The organism is Actinocorallia populi (genome assembly GCF_002995495.1).
GTDB classification, from domain to species: domain Bacteria; phylum Actinomycetota; class Actinomycetes; order Streptosporangiales; family Streptosporangiaceae; genus Actinocorallia; species Actinocorallia populi.
Window position 1 is genome coordinate 640049 of record NZ_PVZV01000005.1, and the last position, 26181, is coordinate 666229.

Here is a 26181-nt window from a genome sequence, read left to right on the forward strand (position 1 = left end):
TCAACCAGGCAGCTCGTTGGGTTCCAAGCTGAAGAACAGCACCATGCGGTCGACGGGAGCGCGCTTGGCTCCGATCTGAGCGAGCGCGGTGTCAACAGCCATGGTGTAGAGCTCCTGACGGGTGGTTCCCGGCTCAGCCTTGATCAGGCCGTCGCACGTCTGGATCCGCTGGAGGCCCCGGTCTGGCACCTGGATGGTGATCACGAAGTGGTAGACGGTCACAAGTCCTCCTCCGCAAGGAAGTTGACTTCCTCGAGCGTCTTCAGCGCGGACAGGTGGGTGATCAGGGCGGGCAGGTCCCGGACGAGACGCTGGGCGTTGCGGCGGGCGATCGCGTCAGCCACCGGCCTGCTCCTTGGCATCGTGGCAACTGGCCGGCGTGCCGTTCTGCGCGAACCACTGCGCGGCCTTGGCGAGGTGGCGGTCGCGGAGCCCGGACTTCGGCGACACCTGGATCACGAGGTGCGCCCCCACCTCGCCGGCCTTGCGCCGCTTCTCCAGCTGGCTGGCGACGTTGTGCTCGTCGTCCAGCCACACGAACCGCCGCTGGAGTCCGGCCCAGGCGGCAACGTGCTGTGCCTTCCACGCCCCGATGCTGAGCACCGAGTCCGGACCCCGGCGGGGCAGCATCGGGATCGGGACGACCGGCAGCTCCGGCAACCCGATCACGGGGCCGATCATCGTGTTCGCGTCGTCGACCCAGGTGGTCGCCCACACCAGTTCGACACCGTTGGCGGCGGCGAACTCGAGCAGCATCGCCCCGTGGGCGGGGTTCAGCGCAACGCTCAAGGTCCGCGTCCAACCGGTCGGCTGGAGCTGGTGCACGGTGAAGCCGGCGCCGCGGTGGCGGCCGGGATTCAGGACCCCGTCGACGTCGATAAGGAGGGTGGGCCGCTCAGCCATCGGCCTTCTCCTTGAAGGTGTCGATGAGCGTGGCAATCTGCTCGAGCTGCTCGGTGGTGTAGGCGTGCCCATGCCGGGTGGTCGGACCGCGGTCTTCCAGCGCCCTGCGGGCCGCGGTCCCACGCTTCTCCATGGCGTCCTGGGCGAGGGGGCGGAAGCGGGTGGCGTACCCGTACGCGGGTTCGTTGAGCCGCTGAGTGTCCGGACGGAAGGTCGTGGTACGCGAACCCTGGCCGTGGCGCAAGTGGACGAGGGTCCGGCCGATCTCCTCAACGGTCGCACGGTAGCTGCTGAGCCCGTTCGCGTAGACGGCCACCTCGTCACCGGGCTTCAGCTCACTCTTCAGGTCGGCCATGGGGATCTCCTGTCGGGGGTTCCAGTGTGGCGGTTTGGGACGGTGCAAGTCCTGTGGTCTTGCGGACTGAACGGGGCCGGTGCGGGACCGGCCCCAACGGTCTCAGTAGGAGGAATTGGCCTGGTAGGCAGCGAAGACGGCGTTCCTACGGGTGCGGAACCTGAAGCGCTCCGGGTCTGATGGGGACTCGATTCCCTGAGAGGATCGAGTCATGGCACGTCTCTCCCCCCGACCCGCTTGAGCTTCGTGAGCGTGCGGTGCGCTGGGACGAGGTCGATGCCGGTCAGCGTCCGGGGACGGGCTCGGCGGAGGTCGAGGAGATCGAGAAGCTGCGAGCCGAGGCTTTGTCGTCTCTCACGCGATGGTGACGACGCGGGCCCAATGCGGTGGGGTTTCCGGGGTGTAGTCGGGGTCTTCCTCGTCCACCGGGCTTGCCGGGCGCGGGAAGAGGCCCACCACGGTGCGGCAGGAGGGTTGCTCGGAGGGCCAGGGGGTCTGGCCGTCCGTCAAGGCGACGATCACGTCCGGGCGGGGCCGGGAGCGGAGCGCCCGGGTGAAACCCGAGCGCAGATCCGTGCCTCCGCCACCGATCAGCTCGATGTTCTCGGCTCGGCAGAGGGGGACGGCGATCCCGGCCGTCGCGTCGCAGGAGATCACCGACACCAGGTCGCGCCGGCCGCCCACCGCCCGCGAGATCGCCGCCACCTCCAGCAGGGCGCTGCCCAGTTCGGCGTCGCTCACGGAGCCGGATGTGTCGATCACCACGCAGACCCGGGGCGGGCTCCGGCGCAGGCTCGGCAGGAGCACACCGGGGACAGAGGCCGAACGCCGGGACGGACGCCGATAACTGTGGTCTTCTCCTGCCCCCGGGGCTCCCGCCGCCGAGCGGACCGCCGCCCCCAGCAGCTGCCGCCACGGCTGAGGCGGATGGAACGCCTCGTCCGCCCAGCGGCGCCAGCCTTCCGGCGCGTCGCCCGGCCGGCCCTTGATCGCCTCGGCGACCCGGAAGCGCACCGCGTCCCGCTGCTGCCTGCTCAGACCGTGCGCCCCGTCGGGCCCCAGCTCCCACGGACGGTCCTGGCCGTCGGCACCGCTGCCGCAGTCCAGCCAGGCCAGGTCCGGGGTGAGCCCGGACAGGGAGGCCGTGCGCAGGTACTCCTCCATGAGCATCCCGTCGGACAGCCCCAGCATCGACGGCAGGACCGCCCCGGCGGGCAGGGGGAGACCGTCACCGTAGATGTCGTCGTTGATCTCGAAGTCGGCGGCGATGTTCCGCCGCAGCCGCTCGCCCGGTCCGTCCTTCCCCTGCTCTTTCGCGTACCGCTCCCCCCGTCCGTGATGGTCTCGGAGCAGATGGGACACCTCGTGCACCCAGACGCCCGCCAGCTCCTCCACCGGGGTGCGCGCGACGAAGCCGGGGGAGACGTAGCAGCGCCAGTGCGCGTCCACCGCCATCGTCGGCACTGAACGGTCCTCCACGACGTGCAGCGCGAAGAGCGCGCTCGCCAGGTAGGGGCGGACCTTCACCGCGTGCAGCCGAGCGGTCAGCAACTTCTCCAGGTCCAACGGGAGGCCGGGCTCGCCGGAGCCGCTTGGGCGTGCCGGAACGGAGGCCCGCACCCGGCGCGGCGGTGCGGGCCGGCCCATCGCAGACTTCGAGGTCCCCGTCATCGGCGCGCCACCGCCGTACGCCCGGCGTCGGCCGACCCCGTGGCCCGCCGTACCGACTGGTCCGCCCGCCTGGCGAGACCGATCACTCCGGCCAGCCGTTCCACCGCCTCCGGCACTTCCCAGTCGTCACGCCGCAGCGAGGCCAGGACCGTCGCCGGGGCGACCAGCAGGTCCGCGGCGCCGGTCTCCAGCGCCCGAACCAGTACCGCCCAGCCCGCCTCCCAGCGCTCCCGCTGCGGCCGTGCGCCCACGGCGGCCACCACCGCCTCCAGCGTCGCCTGACGTAGATCTCCCCGCACCGGCAGCTCGGCGGAAGCCGGATCGGCCAGCAGTGTCTCCGGGTCCGGCAGATCCATTCGGTCCAGATGGGCGAGAAGTTCGAGGCCGGGACCGTCCCCCACCGCACCCCGTATCAGCAGCGCCAGCACCTCCCGCGAGACGGACGCCGCCGTGCCGAAGGCCAGCAGGGTCAGCGCGGCCTCCCAGCTCCGGGGTGAGGGCCAGGCGCCGCCGCGTCGTGTCTCGGTGCTCGGCAGCCGATGGATGAGCGTCGGCCGCGCCTGCAGGAATCCACACACCGCGCGTCGGGCGTACGTCACCGCCTCTGGCAGCTTCTCCGGTTCCAGCCGGGGCAGCTGCGCCCGGGGCCAGACCCCGCCCAGTCCGCGCACCACCGTGTCCCGGTCGTGGACCCAGTACAGGTGCACGAACCGGTTGGCCAGCGGCGGGCTCAGCTCCCACCCGTCCGCCGCCGAGGCGCGCGGATTGGCGGCGGCCACGATCCGTACCGCCGGCGGCAGCTGCAACGCGCCGACTCTCCGCTCCAGGACGACCCTGAGCAGCGCGGCCTGGACGGCCGGAGTGGCGGTGGAGAGTTCGTCCAGGAAGAGCAGTCCCCGTCCGGCACGTACGAGGTCCACCGCCCACTGCGGCGGCGCCATGGGCACTCCTCGCGTCGCAGGGTCGTCGCCGACGATGGGCAGCCCGGAGAAGTCCGTCGGCTCGTGGACGCTGGCGATCACAGTCGTCAGCGGCAGGTCGAGCGAGGCGGCGAGCTGCGTCAGAGCCGCGGTCTTGCCGATGCCCGGTTCACCCCACAGCAGCACGGGCAGGTCGGCCGCCACGGCCAGGGTGAGCGCTTCGAGCTGCTCGTCGGGGCGCGTCTCGGTGGTGGTGGTTCGCAGCAGGGCCAGGAGGTCGTCGGCGAGGGCGAGTTGCGGGTCGGTTCCGGCCGCGTCGGCGGTCAGGGCCGGGTGGGGCAGAAGGGCACTGGGGATCATGGGCATCACCTGGGGTCATCGGAAGGGACGGCATGGCCGGAAGACGGAGGGCCATGCCCGTGCGGAACGGATGGTTCGAGCGCGGGACGGTCAGCTTGCCCGTGCTGGGCCGGTACGGAGTCGCGCCCGGCCGCGCCGTTCGGGACGCGTCGCGGCGGGGTGTACGGGGCGCAGCCCGGAGCGGAAGAATCCGTGGTCGAGACGGCGGGCCGCAGCCGACTCCAGCGCCTCCCGTAGCGGCCCGTCGCGCAGGACCGCACCAGGACCGAGCAGGCCTTCGACCACGGCCAGTGCCCCCGAGACATCGCCGTGGCCGAGCCGCTCCCGGACGGCGGGCAGTGCCTGCGGGTCGCGGTGCACCGCGTCGATCGCCCGAAGACACGGCAACGCGGGGCCACCGAGCGCCACGAGCAGCTCTTCCCGGCGCAGCTGCGCCGCGTCGTGGTCGATCGCCGTCAGTACCCCGTCCCGCAGCGCGATCCGGTGGATGTCGCCCCGGCACTCCACTCTGTGGGGGTCGCCGGGCTGCGGCTCGGGGGCAGGAGCGGGTTCCGCTCCGGACGCCGACAACGCCTCGGCTACGAGCGGATGCAGGCGGTCGGCGGTGATCAGCCCGGCACGCAGCAACGCCAGATCCGGAAGAATCCGGGCCGCCGCTTCCGGTAGCACCGGCAGCGCCGCGACCACCTGAGGCGGCAGCACCTCTCGAAGCGGTCGGAACGTCGGGGCATGGCTGTCATCGGGGGCGACGAGTTCGAGCACCCTGCGGTCGCGTGCGCCGAGCCTGACGGTGAAGGCCCCGCGAGGACGGCCCTCCGCCTTCAGCAACAGCTCGGCCTCGGCGGCCCACCGTGCCGACGCCCACAAGTGATCATCGACATTGGAGGAATCGGGCCGGACCGGACCGTTCGGCCAGGCGAGCGAGCGAGGCGGGTCGGGGGGCGCCGGGACCGGCACGGCGTCCGCACCGCAGCGCCATGCCAGTTCGCCGCACCGGCTGGAGTCCCATAGATGCCGGTGCAGGTCGAGCCGAAAGCGCCGGGAGGGACGCGGGTGCGGATGGTGCCTCGGGGCGCCGCCGTCGTGCCCCTCCCAGAGAGCCAGGGACATCCGTTGGCCGGCGTCCGCCCAAGCCGGCGGCGTCCGCACCACCAGCTGCAACGGCATGGTGCCGTAACGGCTGAGAGAGATGGTCAGGCCGGGTCTGATCCGCCCGTCGGGAGCGATGCGGGGCATGTGCCAGCGAAGCAGATCCGGTGCCAACCGACGCAGATCCGCTCTGAGGCGGGTGGCGAACTCGGTGCCGTGGCGGTCGCGCACGGCGTGCAGATCGAAATCGATGTCGATCCGAGCGGCGGCGCAGGCACCCGCCCAGTCACCGACCGCACGCCGTGCGGTCGCGGTTTCGATCATGGACAGTGGTACGGCGTACTCACGCACGCGCTGCCACATCAGCAGATGGGCCGGAGTCACATTCGCGAGGTGGGGTGCCATCAGCACTCACCTTGCGCGAACGATTCCCCCGATCTGTATGAGGAGTTGTTCTTCATCCCGGACATCATAAGCACCTGAACGTGGATCTGTCAGTCCGGCCCTTGCCCGATCAGCCCAGCGTGCAAAGAGCGTCTGAGGTGCCCCGAAGGTCGTCCGGACCCTTCGGGGTCGACGCCTTGATGGGCGACTTCGCCGCCTGGCCTAGAGTCTTCGGTGCGCGGAGACCGATGCGGAGCAAGCCGCCCGCATTCCTGAGAGAGGATCGCAGTGACCGAAAGCAACTTGCAGGCAGCAGGGTCCGGGCTGACCGTCTGTCTCTCCTTCGACTTCGACGCGCTGAGCGGCTGGGTCGCCGGTTCCAGGAACCCCGCCGACGTCTCCCGTGGGGAGTTCGCCGCCGTCGCGGTGCCCCGTGTCCTTGACCTCCTCGACCGGCACGGCATCGAGGCGACCTTCTTCGTCCCCGGCCACACCGCGCTGGCCTACCCCGCGCAGGTGCTGGACATTCAGCGTCGCGGGCACGAGATCGGGCACCACGGGTGGGCCCACGAGGCCGCGGGGGAATTCAGCGACGAAGAGCAGCGCGAGATATTCCGCAAGGGAATCGAGGCTCTGGAGAAGGTGACGGGAGAGCGCCCGGTCGGCTACCGAGCGCCTCGGGGAAGCTACAGCACGACGTCGATCGACATCCTTGTGGAGCACGGCTTCCTCTACAACTCGCATTTCAGCGCGTCAGATTTCCGCCCTTACTATCTGCGGCAGGGCGACCAGTGGTCCGATGCCGGTGAGTACGTTTTCGGGCGTACCGTCGATCTCGTCGAGATGCCTTTCGCGTGGCACATGGACGACTTCGTGCACTTCGAGTTCTACCCGGGCTTGGCCAACACGCTCAACGCGCCGTCGGCGGTACGGGAGGTCTGGCAGGGTGAGTTCGACTACGCCTACCTGCACGAGCCCGGGGGAGTCGTGGTGATCTGCATGCACCCCGAGGTGATCGGACGCGGCTCGCGCATCTCGATGCTCGACGAGTTGATCGGCCATATGAAGAGCCGTCCGGGCGTGCGCTTCGCCCGAATGCGCGACCATGCCGCCGCATGGCGGGAGGCCACCCCGGTCGAGGCCTGGCTGGCCTCCGACTCACCGCTGGTGCCCAGACCCTTCGAGAGCCGGCCCTGACCAGGCGGCGCGCGTCGTCGATGGGCACGAACCGGCCGGGACCACCGTCGGCACGGTGACGCCGAGCCGCAGGCCGGTGCGCCGCATGAGGTCGAGGTCCGCAGGCGGCCGGCCGAGCCGAGGCCGGTCGGCGCGGGCCACCGGGTGGCGGCGCGGCGGCCGCGACGGTCTCGGTGAGGACCCGGCTGAGGCCCATGGCCGACAGCATCGAGGCGGCACGCCAGCGCCAGGGCGGCGCCGAATCCCCGCACAGGGAGGGAGGCCGGGAAGAGCAGCGGTCCGGTGGGCGATCAGGGTGGTGATGGCGAACGTGGTGGGTCGTTTTGCGCCTGGCAGGTCGCTCTGCGAGAATTTTTAGTCAATTGGTAATCACCTCCTTACGCAGTGCTCGCACGACGACATCGGCGTCCGGCGGCATGCCGTATGACCTCAGGGAAGGCCACACATGCCGTCGCCGTCACGGGTGCGCCGCTTTGGTTGACACTCACCTCTCGCGGACGAGGTTCCTCGATCGCAGCGATGAGCGGGACACGCTGGATCGACTGGTCGCGGGGGTTCGCGCGGGCCGGAGCGGAGTGCTGGTCCTGCGCGGCGAGGCCGGAATCGGCAAGACGGCGCTGCTCGGTTATCTGTCGGCCTGTGCGGAAGGATGCCGGATCGTCCGGGTGGCGGGCGTCGAGTCCGAGATGGAGCTCGCATTCGCCGGGTTGCACGCATTGTGCACACCGGTGCTCGACCATCTCGATCAGCTGCCCGTCCCCCAGCGCGCCGCGCTGCGCACGGCGTTCGGCATGAGCGCCGGTCCGCCTCCCGATCGTTTCCTGGTCGGCTTGGCGGTCCTGAGCCTGCTGGCCGACGCGGCGGAGGAGCAGCCTCTGGTCTGCATCATCGACGACGTGCAGTGGCTCGATCAGGTGTCGGTGCAGACCTTCGCGTTCGTGGCGCGCCGCCTGTTCGCCGAACGGGTCGGACTGGTGTTCGCGCTGCGCGCCTCCGGTGAGGGACATCTCCTCGAAGGGCTGCCGGAGCTGGTGATCGAGGGCCTGCCCGCCGCGGACGCCGGTCAGCTGCTCGACGCCGTGGTCCCCGGACGGCTCGACGTGCCGGTGCGTGATCAGATACTCGGAGAGGCCTGCGGCAACCCGCTCGCTCTGGTCGAGCTGGCGCGCAGCGGGAAGTCGATCCTGGCCGCGGGCGGATTCGGTCTGCCGGTGGATATGCCTCTGACGAGCCGGATCGAGCAGGGCTTCGTCGACCAGCTGGAGCCGCTCCTCGCGGAGACCCGGCTCCTGCTCCTGCTGGCGGCGGTGGAGCCCGTCGGCGACGTGACGCTGCTGTGGCGCGCGGCCGAACGGCTCGGCATCGGGCCGGGGGCGGCCGAACCGGCAGAGGCGATCGGCCTTGTCGAGATCGGCACGCGCGTGCGGTTTCGTCATCCGCTCGTCCGTTCGGCGGTCTACCGCGCAGCGACCGCGTCCGAGCGGCGCGAGGCGCACCGAGCGCTCGCCCATGTGATCGACGCGCGCTTTGACCCCGACCGCCGGGCCTGGCACCGGGCTCGCGCGGCCGCCGGCCCCGACGAGAGCGTGGCCGGTGAACTGGAGCGGTCCGCGGACCGGGCGAGTTCACGGGGCGGGCTGTCGGCGGCCGCGGCGTTCCTGCAGCGGGCCGCCGTGCTGACGCCCGACCCCGCGTTGCGGGCCGAGCGCTCGCTCGCCGCGGCCCAGGCGAAGCTCGACGTCGCCGACACGGCGGCCGCCTCGAACCTCCTGGCGGCCGCGAGCGCCGGACCGGCGGACCCGCTCCGGATCGCTCGCGTGGAGCGGCTGCGAGCGCGGATCGTGTTCGACGAGCAGCGGGGTCGTGATGCGCCGCCGCTGCTGCTCGAGGCGGCCAGGCGACTGGATCCCCTCGATCCCGCGATGGCCCGGGAGACCTACCTCGAGGCGATGGCGGCGTCCATGTACGCCGGGCGCCTGGGCACCGGACCTGACGAGCGGGAGGTGGCCGAGGCGGCGCGCACGGCGGGCCATGCGCTGGGGCCGGGCGCGGCCGACCAGCTCTTCGGCGCCCTGGTGATGCGCTTCACCGACGGGTACGAGGCGGCGGCCGAGCCCCTCAGGCTGGCCCTGCGCATGTTCGGCGAACCCGACGCCGGCGGCCCGGACCGGCGGTGGACGTGGCTGGCGTGCCGCTTGGCCGAGGATCTGTGGGATGACGATCTCTGGCACGCGATCGCGACCTGCGGCGCCCGCGTGGCGCGCGAGACCGGCGCGCTGAACCTGCTCCCGAACGTGCTGAACCACCTCGCCGCGCTCCACGTCCACTGCGGGGCACTGGAGACCGCGGCGTCGCTGGTCGAAGAGGTCGACTCGATCACCGAGGCGACCGGAATGCCGCCGCTCAAGTTCGGGGCGTCCATGCTGGCCGCCGTGCGGGGCGATCGGCGCCAGGCGCTGGCCTTGCTCGACTGGGGGAGGCGCAACGTGACGGAGCGGGGCGAAGGCTCGGCGGTCAGCAGGATCTGGTGGCTCACCGCACTGCTGCACAACTCGCACGCAGACTACGGCGAGGCGCTCACCGCCGCCCGGCGGGCCGGTGAGCACGAGGACCCCATCCTGCACAGCTGGGCCCGGGTCGAGCTCATCGAGGCCTGCGCCCGCGGCGGCGGGCCGCTGGAGGAGGCGAACACGGCGCTGGAGCGCCTGACCCGGGTCACCCGGGCGAGCGGCACCCCGTGGGCGCTGGGGATCGCGGCGCGCTGCCGTGCGTTGGTGACCGACGACGAGGCGCTCTACCAGGAGTCCATCGAACGGCTCGGCCGCAGCCGCGCGGTGGTCGACCTCGGGCGCAGCCATCTCGTCTACGGCGAGTGGCTCCGCCGCGAGAACCGCCGGATGGACGCGCGTGGGCACCTGCGCACCGCCCACGAGACGTTCAGCCGGATCGGAGCGATCGCGTTCGCCGAGCGTGCTCGGCGCGAACTGTCGGCCACCGGCGAGACAGCGCGCAAGCCGGCGAAGGAGGCCTTCAGCGAGCTCACCGCCCAGGAAACTCAGATCGCCCGCCTCGCCGCGCAGGGACACACGAACCCCGAGATCGCCGCGCAGCTGTTCATCAGCCCGCGTACCGTGGAGTACCACCTCGGCAAAGTGTTCCCCAAGCTGGGCATCAGCTCGCGCAGACAACTACGCACAGTGCTCTCCGGAACGGAGGACGCCGCCGCGTTCAGCTGAACGACGGAGCCTCTCATCGCGTTCACCACAGCGAGACAAGCCGTTCGCTGCGGGTCGCTGGTGCACCTTCACCGGGGCCTTCTCCATCGGCACCGCAGCCGCAAACGGGCATCGGGCGGCCCGGTCACCGAGGACGGCCTGGTCCGCCGCGGCTTCCACGTCGACGCGCCCGTCGTCCTGTGGATCACCCACCAGGAGATGCCGCCCGGGAAAGCCCGTCCTCAGCCACTCACCGCGCAGCCCGGCGGTCGGCCTCATCCGGGGCCGACCGGCTCTCGCCAAGCTCCATGAAGCGCTCTTCGATCGCATCGAGAGGCGGCTGCCGGCCGGCGTCCGCGCCCCGACCGTACAAGTTGCGGCGGATGATCGTGGTGCTGATGTCCGCGCAAGGACGGCCGGCCTCGGCGATCAAGCAGTCGATGCGGGCAGGGCGGTCGCCGTCCGCGGGTGGTGGGAGAGGCAGCGAGTGCCCGTCTTCTCCTTGCCGCCGCCGGCGTCCGAGCAGACGTGCCGGACACGTCATGCCGTCAGCGGCCAGGGGGTGCGGTCGGGGAACGCCAGGACGGCAAAGGGGCGGGCGGGGTTCGTGTGGGCGGGCGCCGGGGTTCCGGCGGACGGCCGTCTGGGGACGGACAACAGGCCCGGGATGGTGTCCCAGCCGAGGAGCCGCAGGACTTTGGCGAGATGGGGGGACAGGGAGCAGAGCACGAGTTCGCGGCCCTGCCGGCCCAGGCGCTGGGCGGTGAGGGCGAAGAGGCGCAGGCCCTCGATGCCGCAGTAGTCCACCCCGGCGAGGTCGAGGTAGATCTCCGGGGCATCGGAGCGGATGGCGTCGGCCAGCGCGCTGGTGGCCCGGTCGATCGTGTAGAGGTCGATCTCGCCGATGAGACGCAGTCCGGGCTGCTCGGTCAGCGGGGTGATGGTGAGTACGGCGTCCATCGCGCTCGGTGTGGTCATCGCAGTCTCGCTCATGTGGACATTCTGTGAGCGCCGGGTGAGGCGCGGCATCACCCGAATGCTTGATCCTTCAACGGTCAGGTGAAGGAGGCGGCGGCGTAGGCGACCGGTACCGCGTGGCCACGGGTGTGCTCGGCCAGTGGCTCGACTCGTGATTCGACCCGGGATTTCACGGGCGCGATGGGTGGCCGCTTTCGGTGACGGTGGTGCGGACCACCGTCAGCGAGGGAGATCGTCATGCGTTTGGCCGAAGTCGATGCCGTGGCGGAGCCGGGGGCGTCGTGCCCGGGAGCAGCCGGGTGCACGGGGACCGCCGTCCCCGGCATCGGGTCCGAGGCGGTGGCGGAGTTCGAGTCCGTGCGGGACCTGCTGTTCCGGATCGCCCATCGGACCCTGGGGCATGCCGCGGACGCCGAGGACGTGGTGCAGGACGTCTGGGTGCGCTGGCAGGGTGTGGATCGGACACGGGTACGTGACCGGGTGGCGTTTCTCGTGACCATCACGACCAGGTCCGCGCTCAACGCCGCGACCTCCGCCAGAGCCCGCCGTGAGGTCAGCACCGGAGCCTGGGGCGCCGGGGTTCCGTGCGCGTCCGTCGATCCGGAACGGGAGGCCGAACGCGGGGAGGAGATGGAGTTCGCGATCCGGCTCCTGGTCGAGCGGCTGCCTCCGGTCGAACGCGCCGTGTACGTGCTGCGCGAGGCGTTCGAGTACCCGTTCCGCGAGATCGCCGACCTCCTCGGGCTCAGCGAGGCCAACGCGCGGCAGCTGGCGGTCCGGGCACGCCGGCGCGTCGCCGTCCGGCGGCACGGCCCGGTCGTACCGGGGGAGCGGGAGCAGCTGCTGGAGGCGTTCCGTGACGCGGCGCGGAACGGCGACCTGGCGTCCCTCACCGAGTTCCTGCTGAGGGGACTCCGATGATGTCCTCGGCGGTCCCGTGGTCACCGGTGGCCGACGTCACGGGCGTCAGCGATCTGGTTGATCGTTCGTACTATGCGCGTCGGTGCATGATGAGGCGCACCCGCTTCGATCGCGGGCTTTGCCCCTTTGGCCTGTGTGGTGGCGGACGACGCCCAGTGGCTCGACCGGGCCTCCGCGCAGACGCCGGCCTTCGCCGAACGCCCGTCGCGAGCTCATGACCACCGGGGAGACGATCCGGCAGCGCGCGGTCGACGTGCGCGATGCGCTGACCGCGCAGGAGGCGCAGATCGCCCGGCTGGCCGTCGTCGGCAAGACGAACTCCGAGATCGGCGCGGAGTCGTTCCTCAGCCTGCGCACCGTCGAATGGCACCTCCGCAAGGTCTTGGCCGAGTTCGACGTCAACTCCCGCAACAAGCCGGGCGGGGCGCCGGCCGCCCCTGACCCGCACGCCGCACCCGGCCCTCCCGCGGGAGCCTCTCTACCGGCTCTTCTCCCTTCCGGCCGGGAACCGCAGGACGGGAAACGGCCGCTCGGGAGAGCGCCGTTCGGGCGGCGGATCAGCGCCAGTAGTGGTTGGCGGCCGCGATGGTCTGGAACTCGAGGGAGACGACCTGGACGGCGGCGATCAGCTTCGCCGCGTCGCCGGCGTACTGCGGCCGCCCGGCCTGGAGCACCTCCAGCTCGGGCTGGAGGGTGTGGACGGTGTTGCGGGCGATCGCTATGGCCAGTGCGCGGCCCTCTTCGGGGGTCTCGGTGATGAGGGTGCCACCGGGCACCAGGACGAGCGCCTCGTCCGGAACGCGAGTCATGTCGCTGCCTCTCTCCAGGGTGTCGCGGGAGATGCCATCGTCGCCCTGGCGCCGCCGGCCGCGCATCGCGCAGACGACTGATGTTCGCGCCACACCCCCGGATCACCCCCACTCGGCCGGGGCCGTACCCCGGTCGTCGCCGCACGTCGCGGCGGGATGCCTAGGGATGTGACGGATGCGAACGCGGAGTGCCGGGCGGGATCCTGGGCGGCACGCGCTCGCACCCGGTCTCCAGACCTTCGTCCGGGGCGGCGGAAACGAAAGGGGCTGGCGGGCGATGACCGAACTGGACTACGCGTGGCATCTTCGCGAGGTCATGGCGGAGCGCGGCATGCACTCCACGGCGGGGCTGCGTCCCCTGCTGGCCTCCCGCGGCGTCGATCTGTCGCCCAGCCAGGTGTACCGCCTTGTCGTCGACAAGCCCGAGCGGCTGCGCCTCCGCACCCTGATGGCGCTGCTGGACATCCTCGACTGTGCGATGGACGACCTGATCGAGCCGCTGTCCACCCGCGGCGTCCGCGGCACCCGCGATTAGCCCGGCGCCCGCCGTGCCGCGGGCCGCCCGTCTGCCAGGCCTCGTCCGTCGTCCTCCCCGGCGCCGTGTTCCCGGACCACCGTGCCCGGTCGGCGAGTGCACGACCAGGGATTCCCCGGTCCCGGGACCGGCGCCGCGTGCTCGACGCCCGGTGCCGGGCGGGCCGACGTGGTGCGCGGTGCCTTCCCATGTGAGGGCGCCGTCCGAGGTCGACGGATGCCCGGGGCCGCGTGCCGCCCGGGTGCCGGTGGGGGACCAGGGGACACACGGGGGCCACGGGCCCTCCGGCAGGGCGTCCCCGGGGATGCGGCCCGGGTGTTCCCCGATGCGACGAGAGAACCGGCCCGGCCACAGTGAGCAGTGATCGGCGGGGCGTCCGCCGGCGGGGTGAGACGGAGGGGCTGTGCCGGAGAAGGAGACGAAGCGGAAGCGGCGGGCCGGCATGAGGCGCGTTCCCTGGACGTCGGGCGGCGGATCGCCGCTGCGCGGCCGCGAGGCCGAATCGGCGGCGCTGGCCGACAGGCTCGCCGCGCTGAGCCGGGGGAGGGGCGGCGTCGTGGTGGTCGAGGGGCCGCCGGGGTCGGGCAGGACGCGGCTGCTCGCCGAGGTCCACGCGCGCGCCGTCGCGGCCGGGCTGCCCTGCCTGCGCGGATCGGCGGCGCTCGACCGGCTCGCGGTCCCGTTCGGGCCGCTGCTGGAGGCCCTGTGCAACGGGCCCGCACCGCTGCTCGACGCCTCGGAGCCCCGCCTCGTCCGCCCGGCGGGCCTGCGGTCCTGGACGCTGCAGGAGGCCCGTGCACGGCTCGCGGGTGCGGCGGCGCGCGGCCCCCTCGTCGTCTGCCTCGACGACGTGCAGTGGTGCGACTCCGCGACCCTGGCGGCGCTGCCGGTGCTCCTCGCCGACCTGGCGGACGCTCCGATCCTGTGGGTCCTGTCGGTGGGCCCGCCACCCGGTGCGGTCGCCGCGCGGGTGGAGGCGCTGTGCCGCGGCGGGGACCGGATCGTCCTCGGCCCGCTCACCGCCCGCGCCGTCGCGGAGCTGGCCGCCGACCTGCTCGGGGCCGAGCCGGGTATCGCCGTGCTGCGCGCGGCCGGACGGGCGCAGGGCGCACCGCGCCTGCTCGTCGAACTGCTCCGGGGCCTGGCGGAGGAGGGTCGGATCACCGTGCGGGACGGGATCGCCACGACCGACGGCGACGCGGTGCCGCGCAGGCTCTGCGAGCTGGTCCGGGGCCGGCTCGACCAGGTGTCGCCGTCGGCCCGCCAGTGCGTCCGGGTCGCCTCGGTGTTCGACCGGGCCTTCACCGCGGCGGAACTGGCCGGGCTCACCGGCGTGCCGGTCGGCGAGATCGCGGTGGTGGTGGAGGAGGCGGGCGGCGCGGGCTTCCTCGCGGGTTCGGACGGTCTCCTCGGCTTCCGGCACGACCTGGTCCGGCAGGCGATCTCCGCGATGCTCCCCTCCGCGCTGCGCCGGTGCCTGCGCCGCCAGGCGGTCGACGTCAGGCTCGCGCACGGGGGACGGGCGGTGGACGTCGCCGCCGAGCTCGCCGAGACGGCGGCGCCCGGCGACCACCGGGCCGTGGACCTGCTTCGCCGGGCGGCCGAGGACCTCGCGGCGACCGCGCCGGCGCGGGCCGTGGCACTGAGCCGCAGGGCACTGGACCTCGCCGGACCGGACGGACCGCACACCGCGCAGATCGTCGCCGAGACCGTCGAGCTGCTGTGGCGCGACGGACGGTACGCCGAGGCCAGGCAGCGGGCCGAGGCCGCGCTCGAAGGCTTCCTCACGCCGGAGGCCGAGGCCCGGCTCCGCTGGGTGATGGCCCGGCTCGTGGGCCACGCGTCCCCCGCCGAGGCGGTCCGGCAGTGCCGGGCGGGCCTGGCGGTCGCGGGAGTCTCCGCCGGGCTGCGTGCCAGCCTCGTCGCCACCGAGGCGCTGCACCTGTCCAGGAGCGGCTACACGACACGGGCCATCGCCGTGGCGGGCCGCGTCGCCGTGGACGCCGACGCCGCCGCGGGCGCGACGGCGCTCGCGGCGCTCGCACGGGCCGAGCTGGCCCGGCTGAACCCGTCCCGCGCCCTCGCGTTCCAGGACGAGGCCGAGGCGCGCGTCGCCCGCGCGAGCAGGCCCCGGGCCCTCGAGGACTGCGCGCGGGCGTTCACCCTCACGGCCTCGGGGCAGATCGACGAGGCGCTCCGGGAGGCGGACGAGGGCGTCGGCGCGGCCCGTCAGGCCGGGCACCGACCGGCGGAGGCACTGTGGACGATGAGCCGAGCCCGGGTCCTGCTGGACGCGGGCCGGCTCGCGGCCGCACGCGCCGCGGCCGACGCCGCCCTGTCGGCCGCGGGCGACCTGGGTTCGGGGGACTTCGCGGACACCACCGCCCGCTATGCCTTCGGCAGGGCGGCGGTGCACATGGGCGACGAGGAGGGCGTCCGGCGCTGCGCCGCCGAGGGCGCGCGGATGGCGTCCGCCGAGGCGCCCGCGGTCCGCCGCACCGGGAACTGGCTCGCCGCCCTCGCGGCCGACGCGGCGGGCGACACCGCGCGCGTCGCCGAACTCATCGAGCTCGCCTGGGCGGACTCCGGCGCCCCGGGGATGACGCCCGACCCCGCCGACCTCGTGGTGCTCGCCCGCCTCGCGCTGCGGGCGGAGCTGCCCGGCCTCGCCGCCGAGGCCGCCGGGCGGGCCGCGGAGCTCGACGCGGAGATCCCCTTCCTGCGCGGCGTCGCCGACCATACGCGGGGTCTGCTCACGGACGACCCGGACCTGCTGCTGCAGGCCGTCAAGCTGCTGGGGGAGGCCGAGCGGCCCCTGGTGCGCGCCTCGGCGGCCGAGGACGCGGGCCGTGTGCTCGGTGCCGCGGGCGATCCCGCCGCCCGGGAGCTGCTGGACTCCGCGCTGGACCTCTACGAGGAGTGCGGGGCAGTGCGCGACGCGGCCCGGGTGCGGCGCCGCCTGCGCGCGCTGGGCGTCCGACGCGCCGCGCGTTTCAGCGGCGGCGCCGGCGGCGGCAGGTGGGGCCTGACCGCCGCCGAGGTGAAGGTGGCGCTCCTGGTCGCCCAGGGCGCGACCAACCGCCAGGTCGCCGAACGCCTCTTCCTGTCCAGCCACACCGTGGGCTCCCATCTCCGCCACATCTTCACCAAGTGGAACATCACCTCCCGCGTGGACCTCACCCGGCGGGTCCTGGAGCGTGAGGCGGCCTGACCTCACGAACCTCGTCGCCTCGTGCATCCCGTCCCTGCCGGAGACCGGTACTTTTTGCGCCCTGCCCGGCCGCTGTGCGCCGCGGTCTCGGGTGACCCGGCCGTGGGCCTGCTCTCTTTCCGCGGTGAGCGCGCCGGGCTATTTCAGGTGTTATATACCGCGATGTGCCCTATGTGCCACTTCGTGCTTTCAGGGCTCGGTGAGTCGTCAGTGGCGGTCCAGGAGGAAACGCGTGATTTTTAGCGACGGGTTCGCTGACCGGGGGTTCCGAGTGGGATATTGCATCTGATGAAAGTTCGGTCCTGGTGACCGGCGGTGCGGGAACTCCAGGGCGGGAGCGGCTGAGATGGCGAATGCGGGCCGGTGGGCGGCGGTCGGAAGGCCTCGCCGGGGGGAACTGCTGGGCCGGACCGCCGAGTGCGCGACCCTGGAGGGGCTGCTGTCGGACGTCCGCGGCGGCGAGAGCCGGGTGCTGGTCCTGCGCGGTGAGGCCGGGGTCGGCAAGTCGGCGCTCCTGGAGCACCTGGTCGACCGGGCGGCCGGATGCCGGGTCGCCACGGCGACCGGCGTCCAGTCGGAGATGGAGCTGGCCTTCGCCGCGGTCCACCAGCTGTGCCTGCCGATGCTGGAATTCCTCGACACCCTGCCCGAACCGCAGCAGGACGCGCTCGGCACCGCCTTCGGCCTGCGTTCGGGCCACGCCCCCGACCAGTTCCTCATCAGCCTCGCCGTGCTCAACCTGCTGGCCGCGGCCGCCGAGGAGTGTCCGCTCGTGTGCGTGGTCGACGACGCGCAGTGGCTCGACCGGGCCTCGGCCCAGGTCCTGATGTTCGTGGCCCGCCGCCTCATGGCCGAGCGGGTGGCCTGCGTTTTCTCCGTTCGCGAGTCCGGTCCCGAGTACGCGCTGCCGGGCCTGCCCGTGCTGGAGGTCGGCGGCCTCGGCGACGCCGAGTCGCGCGCCCTCGTGCGGCGCGTCGTTCCCGGGCCGATGGACGAGGAGGTGCGCGACCGCATCGTCACCGAGGCCCGCGGCAACCCGCTCGCCCTGTTGGAGCTGCCCCGTGAGGACGCGGCGAGCGGACTGTTCGCCGCGGAGGGGGCGGGGCAGTCGCTGTCGGGCCGGCTGGAGGACGGTTTCCGGCGGCGGCTGGCCGGCGTGTCCGCCGACACGCGGACGATGCTGCTGCTGGCCGCCGCCGAGCCGATCGGCGATCCGGCCCTGCTGTGGCGGGCCGCCGGGGTGCTCGGCGTGGAGGCCGCGGCGGCGGACGAGGCGGAAGAGCTGATCGACTTCAGTGAACGGGTGCGGTTCCGCCACCCGCTCGTGCGCTCCGCCGTGTACAACGCGGCCGCGCCCAGGGAGCGCAGGCAGGCCCACCGCGCGCTGGCCGAGGCCACCGACGCCGAGACCGACCCGGACCGGCGGGCCTGGCACCGCGCGCAGGGCACCGCGCACCTGGACGAGGAGATCGCCGCGGAGCTGGAGCGCTCGGCCGGGCGCGCCCTGGCCCGCGGCGGGCTGGTCGCCGCCGCGGCGTTCCTGGAGCGGGCCGTCGGCCTCACCCCGGACGCCCGAGTCCGGGCGGACCGCGCTCTGGAGGCGGCGCGGGCCAAGCACATGGCGGGCGCGGCCGAGCCCGCGCTGGCCCTGCTGGCCTCGGCCGAGGCGGGGCCGCCGGACGAGTTGCGCCGCGCCAAGGCCGACGTGCTGCGCGCCGAGATCGCCCTGACCTCCAACCGGGGCAGCTCCGTCCCGGTGATGCTGCTGAAGGTCGCCGAGCAGCTGGAGGCACTGGACGTCGCCCTGTCCCGCGACACCCACCTCCAGGCGCTGATGGCGGCGATCGGCGTCCTGCCCGACTGGGAGGGCATCGCCGCGGTCGCCGAGGCCGCTCTCGCGGCACCTCCCGTATCAGGGGAGATCCGCGCCACCGACCTCGTCCTCGACGCGCTCGCCCTGCTGTACGCCCGGGACTCCGAAGCGGCGGGCCCCGCGCTGAGGGAGGCCCTGTCCGTCATCCTGGGAGAGGAGACGGGCCCGGGTGAGCGGCTGAGGTGGGCCTGGATCGCCAACTTCTTCGCGATGGCACTGTGGGACTCCGAGCTGTGCCATGACGTGGCCGAGGACTACCTTCGGCTCGTCCGCGGCTCCGGTGCCTTCGCGCTGCTCCCCCTCCTCCTCAGCATCACCACGATGCAGCGCCTGTTCGAGGGCGACCTGGCCGACGCCGCCACCCTGAACGAGGAGGCGAAGGCGCAGGCGCTCGCCGCCGACGTGTGGACGACCTCGGGGGCCATGGTGCAGACCGGGGGAGACCTCGGCCTCGCCGCCTGGCGGGGCGACGCGGAGACCACGGAGGACCTGGCGGAGGCCATCGTCAAGGAGAGCCTGGTCCGCGGGGAGGGACGGACTCTCGACGTCTGCCGCTGGGTCAGGTCCGTCCTCTACAACGGGCTCGGCCACTACGACAGGGCGCTGGAGGCCGTCCTTCCGATCATGAACGAGAGGGCGCCCGTCGGCAGCGGGGTGCACTGGGCGCCGATGGAGCTCATCGAGGCGGCCGTGCGCACCGGCCGCGACGACGTCGCCGCGCACGCGCTGGAGCGGTTCGCCCTGTCGGCACGCAGAGGGGGCGCCGACTGGGGCCTGGGCCTGGAGGCGCGGTGCCGGGCGCTGCTGTCGGAGGGCGAGGAGGCGGACCGGCTCTACCGCGAGGCGATCGAGCGGCTAGGTCGGACCCGCATGCGCCCCGACCTCGCCCGCGCCCATCTCCTGTACGGCGAATGGCTGCGCCGCGAACGCCGCCGCACCGAGGCCCGCGAGCAGCTGCGCACCGCCTTCGAGCTGTTCACCGGCATCGGCATGCGGGCGTTCGCCGCCCGCGCCGAACGCGAACTGCTCGCCACCGGCGAGACCGTCCGCAAGCGCAACGTCGAGACGACAGGGGAGCTCACCCCGCAGGAGGAGCAGGTCGCCCGGCTGGCCCGCACCGGCCTGACCAACAAGGAGATCGCCGCCCGCCTGTACGTCAGCCCCCGCACCGTCGAATACCACCTGGGCAAGGTCTTCACCAAGCTCGGTGTCACCTCCCGCCACCAGCTCGTCGGCCTTCCCTGACGGGCGCCCCGGGCGTCACTCGACGAGCTTGTGGGAGCTCGTGTCGACCTCGCGCATGAGGGAGGCGATCTCGTCGGGGACCGGGGGGATCGCCTCGCGTTCGATCTGGCCGGGACCGGACCACACCAGATTGACGCGCAGGGACGGGTCGAGAGCGGGGAAGTCGGAGCGGTTGTGGCAGCCGCGGGTCTCGCGGCGTTCCAGAGCGGCCTCCAGGGTGGCGCGGGCCGCGAGCGCGGTTCCCCGGAGGTCGAAGGCGTGCGCGAGGTCCTGGTGGCCGGCGATGTCCGGGTGGACGCCGAGTCCGGCGAACCTCTCCTCGACCTCGTCGAGTTCGAGGAGGCCCTGCAGCAGGCCGGCCTCGTCGCGGACGACGCCCGCGTGCTCGGTCATGATGTCGCGCACCGCGCGCTGGAGGACCCGGACGTTCTCCCGGCCGTCGCGCGCGAGCAGCTCGTCGACCTCCCGCCGCGCCTCCTCGACCGCCCGCGCGGACCGCTGCTGCGCGGAGAGGGAGGCGGAGTACTCGGCGGCGGCACGGCCGGTGATCCTCCCGTACACCAGCAGTTCGATGAGGGAGTTGCCGCCGAGGCGGTTCGCCCCGTGCAGGCCGCTGGCCGCCTCGCCGATGGCGAACAGCCCTTCGACGTCGGTGCCGTGGTCCTCAGGGCGGACCCAGACACCGCCCATCGAGTAGTGCGCCGTCGGGGCGATCTCGATCGGCTTCTCGGTGATGTCGAGCATCTGCAGCTCCAGCAGCGTCTGGTGGACGCGCGGGAGCCGTTCCATGATCGTCTCGCGGGGGAGGTGTGACACGTCCAGCCAGACGCCGCCCTTCGGGGTGCCGCGCCCGGCCCTGATCTCGGTGAACGCGGCCAGAGCCACCCGGTCCCGGGTCGACAGCTCCATGCGTTCGGGGTCGTAGCGCCGCATGAACCGCTCGCCGTCGGCGTTGCGGAGGTGACCGCCCTCACCGCGCGCCGCCTCCGACACGAGTGTGCCCGCCGCGTCCTCCGGGTCGAGCAGCCCGGACGGGTGGAACTGGACGAGCTCGGGGTCGCGGATGCGGGCGCCGGCCAGGACGGCGAGGCGGAAGGTGTCGCCGGTGTTCTCGTCGCGCCGGGAGGAGGTGCGCCGCCAGATCCGGGTGTGCCCGCCGGTCGCCAGGACCACCGCGTCGGCGTGGATGACATGGCGGGTGCCGTCGTCCAGGTCGAACCCGTACGCGCCGAACACGACGTTGTCGCGCACGAGCAGCCGCGTGATGTAGAGGCCGTCGAGGATGGGGACGGCCAGCTCCGCCGCCCGGCGGACGAGGGTCCGCTGGATCTCCAGGCCGGTGTAGTCACCGCTGAAGGCGGTGCGCCGCCAGGTGTGCGCGCCGAAGAACCGCTGGGAGATCCGCCCGTCGGCCTCGCGCGCGAACGGCATCCCGTACCGGACGAGGTCGTCGATCCCGCGCCCGGCGTTCTCGGTGACGATCCGCACGATGTCGGGATGGGCGAGGAGATAGCTCTCCTTGATCGTGTCGGCCGCGTGCTGGAGCGGGCTGTCCTCGGGGTCCATCGTGCCGAGGGCGGCGTTGATGCCGCCCGCCGCCATCGTCGTGTGCGCGTCGGTCTTCGGCCGTTTGCCGACGGCGAGCACGCCGACGCCGCGCTCGGCCAGCTCGATCGACGCGCGCAGCCCGGCGCCGCCGGTACCGATGACCAGGACGGGGGTGGAGAGCCGCCGCTCGGGGGCGTTCATGGTGGTGCTCCTTGGAGGTCAGGCCGCCTTGGGCGCGGCGGGGACGGCCGCGGGGGAGGCGGTCCCGCGGAGGGGGGTGACGGGAGAGGGCGGGGCCAGGAGGGATTCCAGGGGGGCGAGGTCGCCGGTCTGTGCGGCGGTGCGGAAGGCGGCGAGGAGGGGATGGGGGTCGGGCGGGGCGGCGGCGGCACGGCGGGCGGTCGTCAGGCGCTTGCGGGCGCGGCTGACGAGCTGGCGGGTGGTCGGCCCGGAGAGGCGGAGGATCGCGGCGATGTCGGCGTAGGGGTAGTCGAAGGCCTCGCGCAGGATGTAGGCAGCGCGCTCGTTGGGGGACAGGCGCTCCAGGATGAGGACGACGGCGGTCTCCAGCGCCTCGGCGCGTTCGGCGCCCAGGTGGGGGTCGCCGGCGGTGTCGACCGGGTCGGGCAGCCAGGGCCCGATGTAGGTCTCGCGGCGGAGCCGGGCGGACCGGGCGGTGTTGATGGACAGCCGGGTCGTGGCCGTCGCGAGGAAGGCGGCGGGATTGGCGACGGCGGATCTGTCGCAGGACTGCCAGCGCAGCCAGGCGTCCTGGACGACGTCCTCGGCCTCCTGGACGCTGCCCAGCATGCGGTAGGCGATGCCGAAGAGGCGCGGGCGGATCTCGTCGAAGATCCGCACGGCGTGCTGGAGGTCGTCGTGCCCGGCGTCTTCCCTGACGGGTTCGGCGTGCGCCACGGTCGCTTCCCTTTCCGAGGTCTGTGCGTGAACGGGTACGGCCCGGATCGGGCGCGGAGGGGCCTGCTCGTCCCCGCCCCAGAGCCGGGGACGAGCAGATGCGGGTCGCCGGCGGAGCGGGCCCGCAGGTTCAGCGGGCGGCCTTCTCGATGACGTCGGCGACGGCGCCCGGACGGGTCAGGAACGCGGAGTGCGAGGCGTCGACCTCGACGGCGCGGGCTCCGGCGCGGGCCGTCATGAAGCGCTGGGCCGCGGCGGGGATCGCCTGGTCGGTCTTGGAGATCACGACCCAGGACGGAAGCCGCCTCCAGGCGGGGTCGGCCGTGGCGGGCTCGGTCAGCGCGGTGTAGGCGATCGGGCGCTGGGTGGCCGCGAGGAGGCGGAGGGTGGAGGCGGGGACACCGGGGCCGAAGACCTTCCCGAAGGTCTCGGCGCGCAGGTAGACGTCTTCACCGGACGGCAGGGGGACGGTCCGGATCGTCTCTGGGGTGATCTGGCTGCCGGGGAAGCGGCCGGCGATGCCGAAGGCGGTCTCGCCCTCCTCCGGCAGGAAGGCCGACACGTAGACGAGCGCCTTCACGTCGGGGTCGGGGGCGGTCTCGGTGATGACCGCACCCCCGTAGGAGTGGCCGACAAGGACGACCGGGCCCTCGATGCCGTCGATGAAGGAGTCCAGGTAGGCGGCGTCGGAGGCGAGGCCGCGCAGCGGGTTGGCGACGGCGAGGGCGGTGTAGCCGTGCCGCTGGAGGCGTTCGATGACTCCGCTCCAGCCGGAGGAGTCGGCGAAGGAGCCGTGCACGAGCACGATGGTCGGCTTGGCGGCCTTCGGGCCGACGCCGACGGCGGGCGCGGCGGGGAAGGACAGGGACGCGGCGGTCAGCGCGAGCCCGGTGAGGATGCCGGCGAGGCGCAGGGGAGAGCGGGAGAAGCGCATGAGGATTCCTTGTCTCGGATGGTGGACGCGGTTCAGTCGTGGACGAGGACCGCGGGAGTGCCCGAACCGTGGTCCGCATAGGAGAGGTCGATCGCCTTGCCGTTCTCTTCGCCGACTTTCACGTAGGGCAATTCCTTCTCCTTCGGCTCGGGTGCTTTCACTCGGGCATTCCGGGTCTGTCACCCCACCATCCCGTGTCGGGTGGAAAAGGGCATGACGTGAATGAATGAGATAACCCGCCGCAGTTCGGGAGTCCCGTACCGCTCGTGGGATGCCTGATCACGGGCATGCGAAAGGCCGGGGCCGTCCGCGGGAATGGCCCCGGTCCTCATGAGCGAACGTCAGCCGGCGGTCCCTCCGCGCTCCGCATAGGCACGCGCGAGCTCGACGCGGGAATTCACGCCGATCTTGTGGAAGATGTGCATCACATGGGTGCCGACGGTGGCGGGGGACAGGAACAGCCGTTCGGCGGCCTGGCGGTTGGTCGCGCCCTCGGCCACGAGTGAGAGGACCCGGTGTTCGGCGGGGGTGAGCGCGGCCCAGCCCCGCTCCGCGCGGCGCCGCTTCTTCCGCTGCCGGTGCCCGGCAGCGGCCAGCGCTCGCCGCACCCGCGCGGCCTCGGCCTCGGCGCCCGTGCGGGTGTAGCCGGCCTCGGCCAGAGTGAGCCGCCGGACGGCAGCGGTCCGGTCGGATGCCAGGAGCAGGCTCCCGGCGTCCTCCAGCGCGGCCGCGTACGCGAGCGGGAACGGGAGCGCCTCGAGGAGCACGGCGGCCCGCAGTACTGCGTCGGCGTCCCGGTGGAGGAGGCCGCGGACGTGCGCGGCGACGGCGGCGAACACCGGGATCTCCGGGTTGAGGGCGGCTCGGCGCTCGGCCTTGGCGGTGACGGCGGCCGCCCGGTCCGGTCGGTCTCCGGCCAGGAATGCGCGCACGAGCCGGGGGTCGTCCGACGGATCCGCGGGGAAGCCCGCCGGAGTCGGCGGTCCGCAGGCGGTGTCGGCCTCGTCGAGGAGCGCACAGCAGTCGTCGGCCGCGGTGAGTCGCGCGGCGGCCCGCAGGCACGCCCGGCGCAGCGGCCCGGCCCCGGCGCCGCGCAGCCGCCCGGCCGCGTGCTGCACCGCGGCGTGGTCGCCGGTCAGCGCGGCCACATGGCCGAGGACGGCGAGGGCGTCGAAGACGACCGCCTCACCGGCTCCCGACTCCCCGGTCGCGAGCGCCGCTTCGGCCTCCGCGCGCGCCTCGCCCAGCCGGCCCGCCGCGAGCAGCAACCGGGCACGGACGGTGAGCCAGAGGCCGAGGCCGTGCGCGCCGCCCGGTCGGCGTGCCGCTGCCGCACCCCCCTCGGCCGCCCGCAGTCCCTCCTCGACGCGGCCCGTGAGACCGTGCAGCGCGGCGAGCCATACCGGCGCGACGAACAGCGCCGGGTCCGCCGCCCCGACGGCTTTCGCGGCCAGGTCACCGGCCGCCCCGAAGTCCAGCCGGAACGCCCGCACCAGGGACTCCGCCGTTCCCCGCAACGCCTGAGCCACCCCGTCGTCCGAGAGGGAGGCACCGGCGGCGAGGAGGCGTTCGGCGCCGGGGATGTCACCGGTCAGGGCGGCGGCGAGGCAATGGAGGGCGGTGAGGCGGGTGCGGACGTCTTCAGGAGCGCCGGGAAGGGCGGCTCCGGCGCGGGCGTGCCGCAGGGCGTTGCCGGGTGACCCGTACAGGGCCGTCATGGCGGCGCCGAGCCGGACCCGAGCCTCGACGGGTGGGGGAGGCGCGCCGTCCAGGACGGACTCCACAAGGGCGAGTCCCTCGGCGCCGTGGCCGGTCCGCGCGAGGAGGGGGAGGGCGTCCGCGACGGCCTCGGCCCGTTCGGCCGAGCCCGCGACCGCGAACTCGACGGCCTGCCGGGCGATCTGCACGGCGGCCTCGGGAGTGCTCTCGGCGGCTTGGGCGAGCGCCCGGCGCAGCAGCGCGGCCGCCTCGGCGTCGCCGGGCTCGGCGGCCTCGGCCATGGCCAGGGCGACCTGTCCGAGGGGTACGCCCCGCGCCAGGTCGAAGTCGGCGGCCTGCCTGCGCAGAGCCCGGCGCAGCGGGACGGGCACGGTCTCCCGGACCGCCGCGCGGACGAGGTCGTGGCGGAACGTCAGAGGGTCTGTGGGCCGGACGAGGTCGGCGTCGACGGTCTCCTGGAGCGCGGTGACCACTTCGGCGATGGTGCGCCCGCCGAGTTCGGCGATCCGGTCGGGCGCCAGGTCCCGGCCGAGTACCGAGGCGAGCCGGAGCACCTCCCGGGCGAGCGGCGACAGGTGCCCCAGGAGGCGCTGCGCCGAGCCGTAGGAGTGGATCGGCGAGTGCGCCCCGCTCACATGGGCGACCGCGTCCGACCGGGTGACGGCACCCTCGCCGACGAGCCCCCGGATGGTCTCGGTCACCTGGAGCGGGTTGCCTCCGGCCAGGTCGAGGAGGGCCAGGAGCCCGGCGTCGGGCGCGGCGCCGAGCAGGTCGCCGGCGATCAGCGCCACCGCCCCCTCGGACAGCGGACCGAGACGGAGGGAGCGGGCTCCGGCGTCGGCGAGCCGGGTGACGGTGGCCCGTACGTCGGGGTCGGCCGAACCGGTCCGGACGGTGCAGAGCCAGAGGACCGGATGCGCGCAGAGCCGTTCGGGCAGGGTGCGCAGTGCCAGGAGCGTCCCGGCGTCGCACCACTGGAGGTCGTCCATGACGAGGAGCAGCGGCCGGTCGAGCGCCGCCCGCCCCAGCTGGTCCTGCACCTCCTGGAACAGCCAGAACCGCTGGTCGGCGGCCTCGGAGAGGCCGCGCAGGGTGCCCACGTCGACGACGGGCCGCCCGTCGGACACCAGCGCCTGGAGCAGCGCGCCGAACGGGACCGTCTGACGGCCGCGCTCACCCGTCCCGTGCAGGACCCGGGCACCCGCCTCCTCGGCGAGCCTCAGCGCCTCCCGCGCGAAGCGGCTCTTGCCGGCTCCCGGCGGGCCGTCGGCGAGTACGACACCGCCGGACCCGTGGCGCAGCCGCGTGATCAGCCCTGCCAGGACGGCGGTCTCCGCGTCGCGCCCCCTGAACGCGGGCTCCCGGAGAGCCACTTCCTCCACCGACCGCATGCGGC

The 26181-nt window shown here is 73.4% G+C and carries 20 protein-coding genes and 1 pseudogene; 7 read left to right on the top strand and 14 right to left on the bottom strand.

Annotated features, from left to right (window positions below; all coding sequences use genetic code 11):
- The 7 genes from C2865_RS23080 to C2865_RS23105 form a co-directional block, all read right to left on the bottom strand.
- A complete protein-coding gene (locus C2865_RS23080; RefSeq protein ID WP_106400613.1) occupies positions 1–222 on the bottom strand; it encodes a hypothetical protein in 222 nt (73 codons plus the stop codon).
- Positions 219–344, bottom strand: coding sequence for a hypothetical protein (locus C2865_RS41505; protein WP_269802738.1), 126 nt, complete (start codon positions 342–344; stop codon positions 219–221). The genes C2865_RS23080 and C2865_RS41505 overlap by 4 nt, the downstream gene beginning before the upstream one ends.
- Complete coding sequence (locus C2865_RS23085; protein WP_106400614.1) at positions 337–903, bottom strand: HAD domain-containing protein; 567 nt, start codon at positions 901–903, stop codon at positions 337–339. Before C2865_RS23085 ends, C2865_RS41505 begins: the two co-directional genes overlap by 8 nt.
- On the bottom strand, positions 896–1258 hold the full coding sequence (locus C2865_RS23090) for a beta barrel domain-containing protein (protein ID WP_106400615.1): 363 nt from the start codon (positions 1256–1258) through the stop codon (positions 896–898). The genes C2865_RS23085 and C2865_RS23090 overlap by 8 nt, the downstream gene beginning before the upstream one ends.
- A gap of 354 nt (positions 1259–1612) precedes the next feature.
- Positions 1613–2929, bottom strand: a complete 1317-nt coding sequence (locus tag C2865_RS23095; RefSeq protein ID WP_232835765.1) for a vWA domain-containing protein — start codon at positions 2927–2929, stop codon at positions 1613–1615.
- Positions 2926–4209: an AAA family ATPase gene (locus C2865_RS23100; RefSeq protein ID WP_106400712.1), complete on the bottom strand. Its 1284-nt coding sequence runs from the start codon at positions 4207–4209 to the stop codon at positions 2926–2928. Before C2865_RS23100 ends, C2865_RS23095 begins: the two co-directional genes overlap by 4 nt.
- A gap of 90 nt (positions 4210–4299) precedes the next feature.
- Positions 4300–5703 carry a hypothetical protein gene (locus tag C2865_RS23105; RefSeq protein WP_106400714.1) on the bottom strand — a complete coding sequence of 468 codons (1404 nt, stop codon included), beginning with the start codon at positions 5701–5703 and terminating at the stop codon, positions 4300–4302.
- A 267-nt stretch (positions 5704–5970) separates the two neighbouring features.
- On the opposite strand from C2865_RS23105, the gene C2865_RS23110 reads away from it, so the two are divergent.
- Positions 5971–6879, top strand: coding sequence for a polysaccharide deacetylase family protein (locus C2865_RS23110; protein ID WP_157963880.1), 909 nt, complete (start codon positions 5971–5973; stop codon positions 6877–6879).
- Between the two features lie 416 nt (positions 6880–7295).
- Entirely contained in the window at positions 7296–10115 is a 2820-nt protein-coding gene (locus C2865_RS23115; protein ID WP_106400617.1) for a helix-turn-helix transcriptional regulator, read from the top strand.
- A 229-nt stretch (positions 10116–10344) separates the two neighbouring features.
- Here the strand turns inward: C2865_RS23115 and C2865_RS23120 are convergent, their stop codons facing one another.
- Complete coding sequence (locus C2865_RS23120) at positions 10345–10527, bottom strand: hypothetical protein (protein WP_106400618.1); 183 nt, start codon at positions 10525–10527, stop codon at positions 10345–10347.
- Positions 10528–10634: 107 nt separating this feature from the next.
- On the bottom strand, positions 10635–11087 hold the full coding sequence (locus C2865_RS23125; protein ID WP_157963881.1) for an STAS domain-containing protein: 453 nt from the start codon (positions 11085–11087) through the stop codon (positions 10635–10637).
- Positions 11088–11309: 222 nt separating this feature from the next.
- Here C2865_RS23125 and C2865_RS23130 point away from each other — a divergent pair, with 222 nt between their 5' ends.
- Both C2865_RS23130 and C2865_RS41870 read left to right on the top strand, forming a co-directional pair.
- Positions 11310–11993, top strand: coding sequence for a sigma-70 family RNA polymerase sigma factor (locus C2865_RS23130; RefSeq protein WP_106400620.1), 684 nt, complete (start codon positions 11310–11312; stop codon positions 11991–11993).
- Positions 11994–12207: 214 nt separating this feature from the next.
- Positions 12208–12390 (top strand): annotated as a pseudogene (locus C2865_RS41870) (helix-turn-helix domain-containing protein); the annotation flags it as partial.
- Positions 12391–12550: 160 nt separating this feature from the next.
- Here the strand turns inward: C2865_RS41870 and C2865_RS23140 are convergent.
- On the bottom strand, positions 12551–12802 hold the full coding sequence (locus C2865_RS23140) for a hexameric tyrosine-coordinated heme protein (RefSeq protein WP_106400715.1): 252 nt from the start codon (positions 12800–12802) through the stop codon (positions 12551–12553).
- A 277-nt stretch (positions 12803–13079) separates the two neighbouring features.
- Between C2865_RS23140 and C2865_RS23145 the strand changes: the two genes are divergently transcribed.
- From C2865_RS23145 to C2865_RS23155, 3 genes are all read left to right on the top strand, one after another.
- Entirely contained in the window at positions 13080–13337 is a 258-nt protein-coding gene (locus C2865_RS23145; RefSeq protein ID WP_106400621.1) for a helix-turn-helix domain-containing protein, read from the top strand.
- A gap of 442 nt (positions 13338–13779) precedes the next feature.
- Entirely contained in the window at positions 13780–16548 is a 2769-nt protein-coding gene (locus C2865_RS23150; protein ID WP_157963882.1) for a helix-turn-helix transcriptional regulator, read from the top strand.
- A gap of 346 nt (positions 16549–16894) precedes the next feature.
- Complete coding sequence (locus tag C2865_RS23155; protein WP_106400623.1) at positions 16895–19666, top strand: helix-turn-helix transcriptional regulator; 2772 nt, start codon at positions 16895–16897, stop codon at positions 19664–19666.
- A gap of 15 nt (positions 19667–19681) precedes the next feature.
- Here the strand turns inward: C2865_RS23155 and C2865_RS23160 are convergent, their stop codons facing one another.
- From C2865_RS23160 to C2865_RS23175, 4 genes are all read right to left on the bottom strand, one after another.
- A complete protein-coding gene (locus C2865_RS23160) occupies positions 19682–21415 on the bottom strand; it encodes an L-aspartate oxidase (protein WP_106400624.1) in 1734 nt (577 codons plus the stop codon).
- An 18-nt stretch (positions 21416–21433) separates the two neighbouring features.
- Complete coding sequence (locus tag C2865_RS23165; RefSeq protein ID WP_232835766.1) at positions 21434–22132, bottom strand: sigma-70 family RNA polymerase sigma factor; 699 nt, start codon at positions 22130–22132, stop codon at positions 21434–21436.
- A 130-nt stretch (positions 22133–22262) separates the two neighbouring features.
- Positions 22263–23066: an alpha/beta fold hydrolase gene (locus C2865_RS23170; protein WP_106400625.1), complete on the bottom strand. Its 804-nt coding sequence runs from the start codon at positions 23064–23066 to the stop codon at positions 22263–22265.
- 341 nt (positions 23067–23407) lie between these two features.
- Positions 23408–26176, bottom strand: coding sequence for a helix-turn-helix transcriptional regulator (locus tag C2865_RS23175; RefSeq protein WP_106400626.1), 2769 nt, complete (start codon positions 26174–26176; stop codon positions 23408–23410).
- Between the last annotated feature and the right edge of the window lie 5 nt (positions 26177–26181).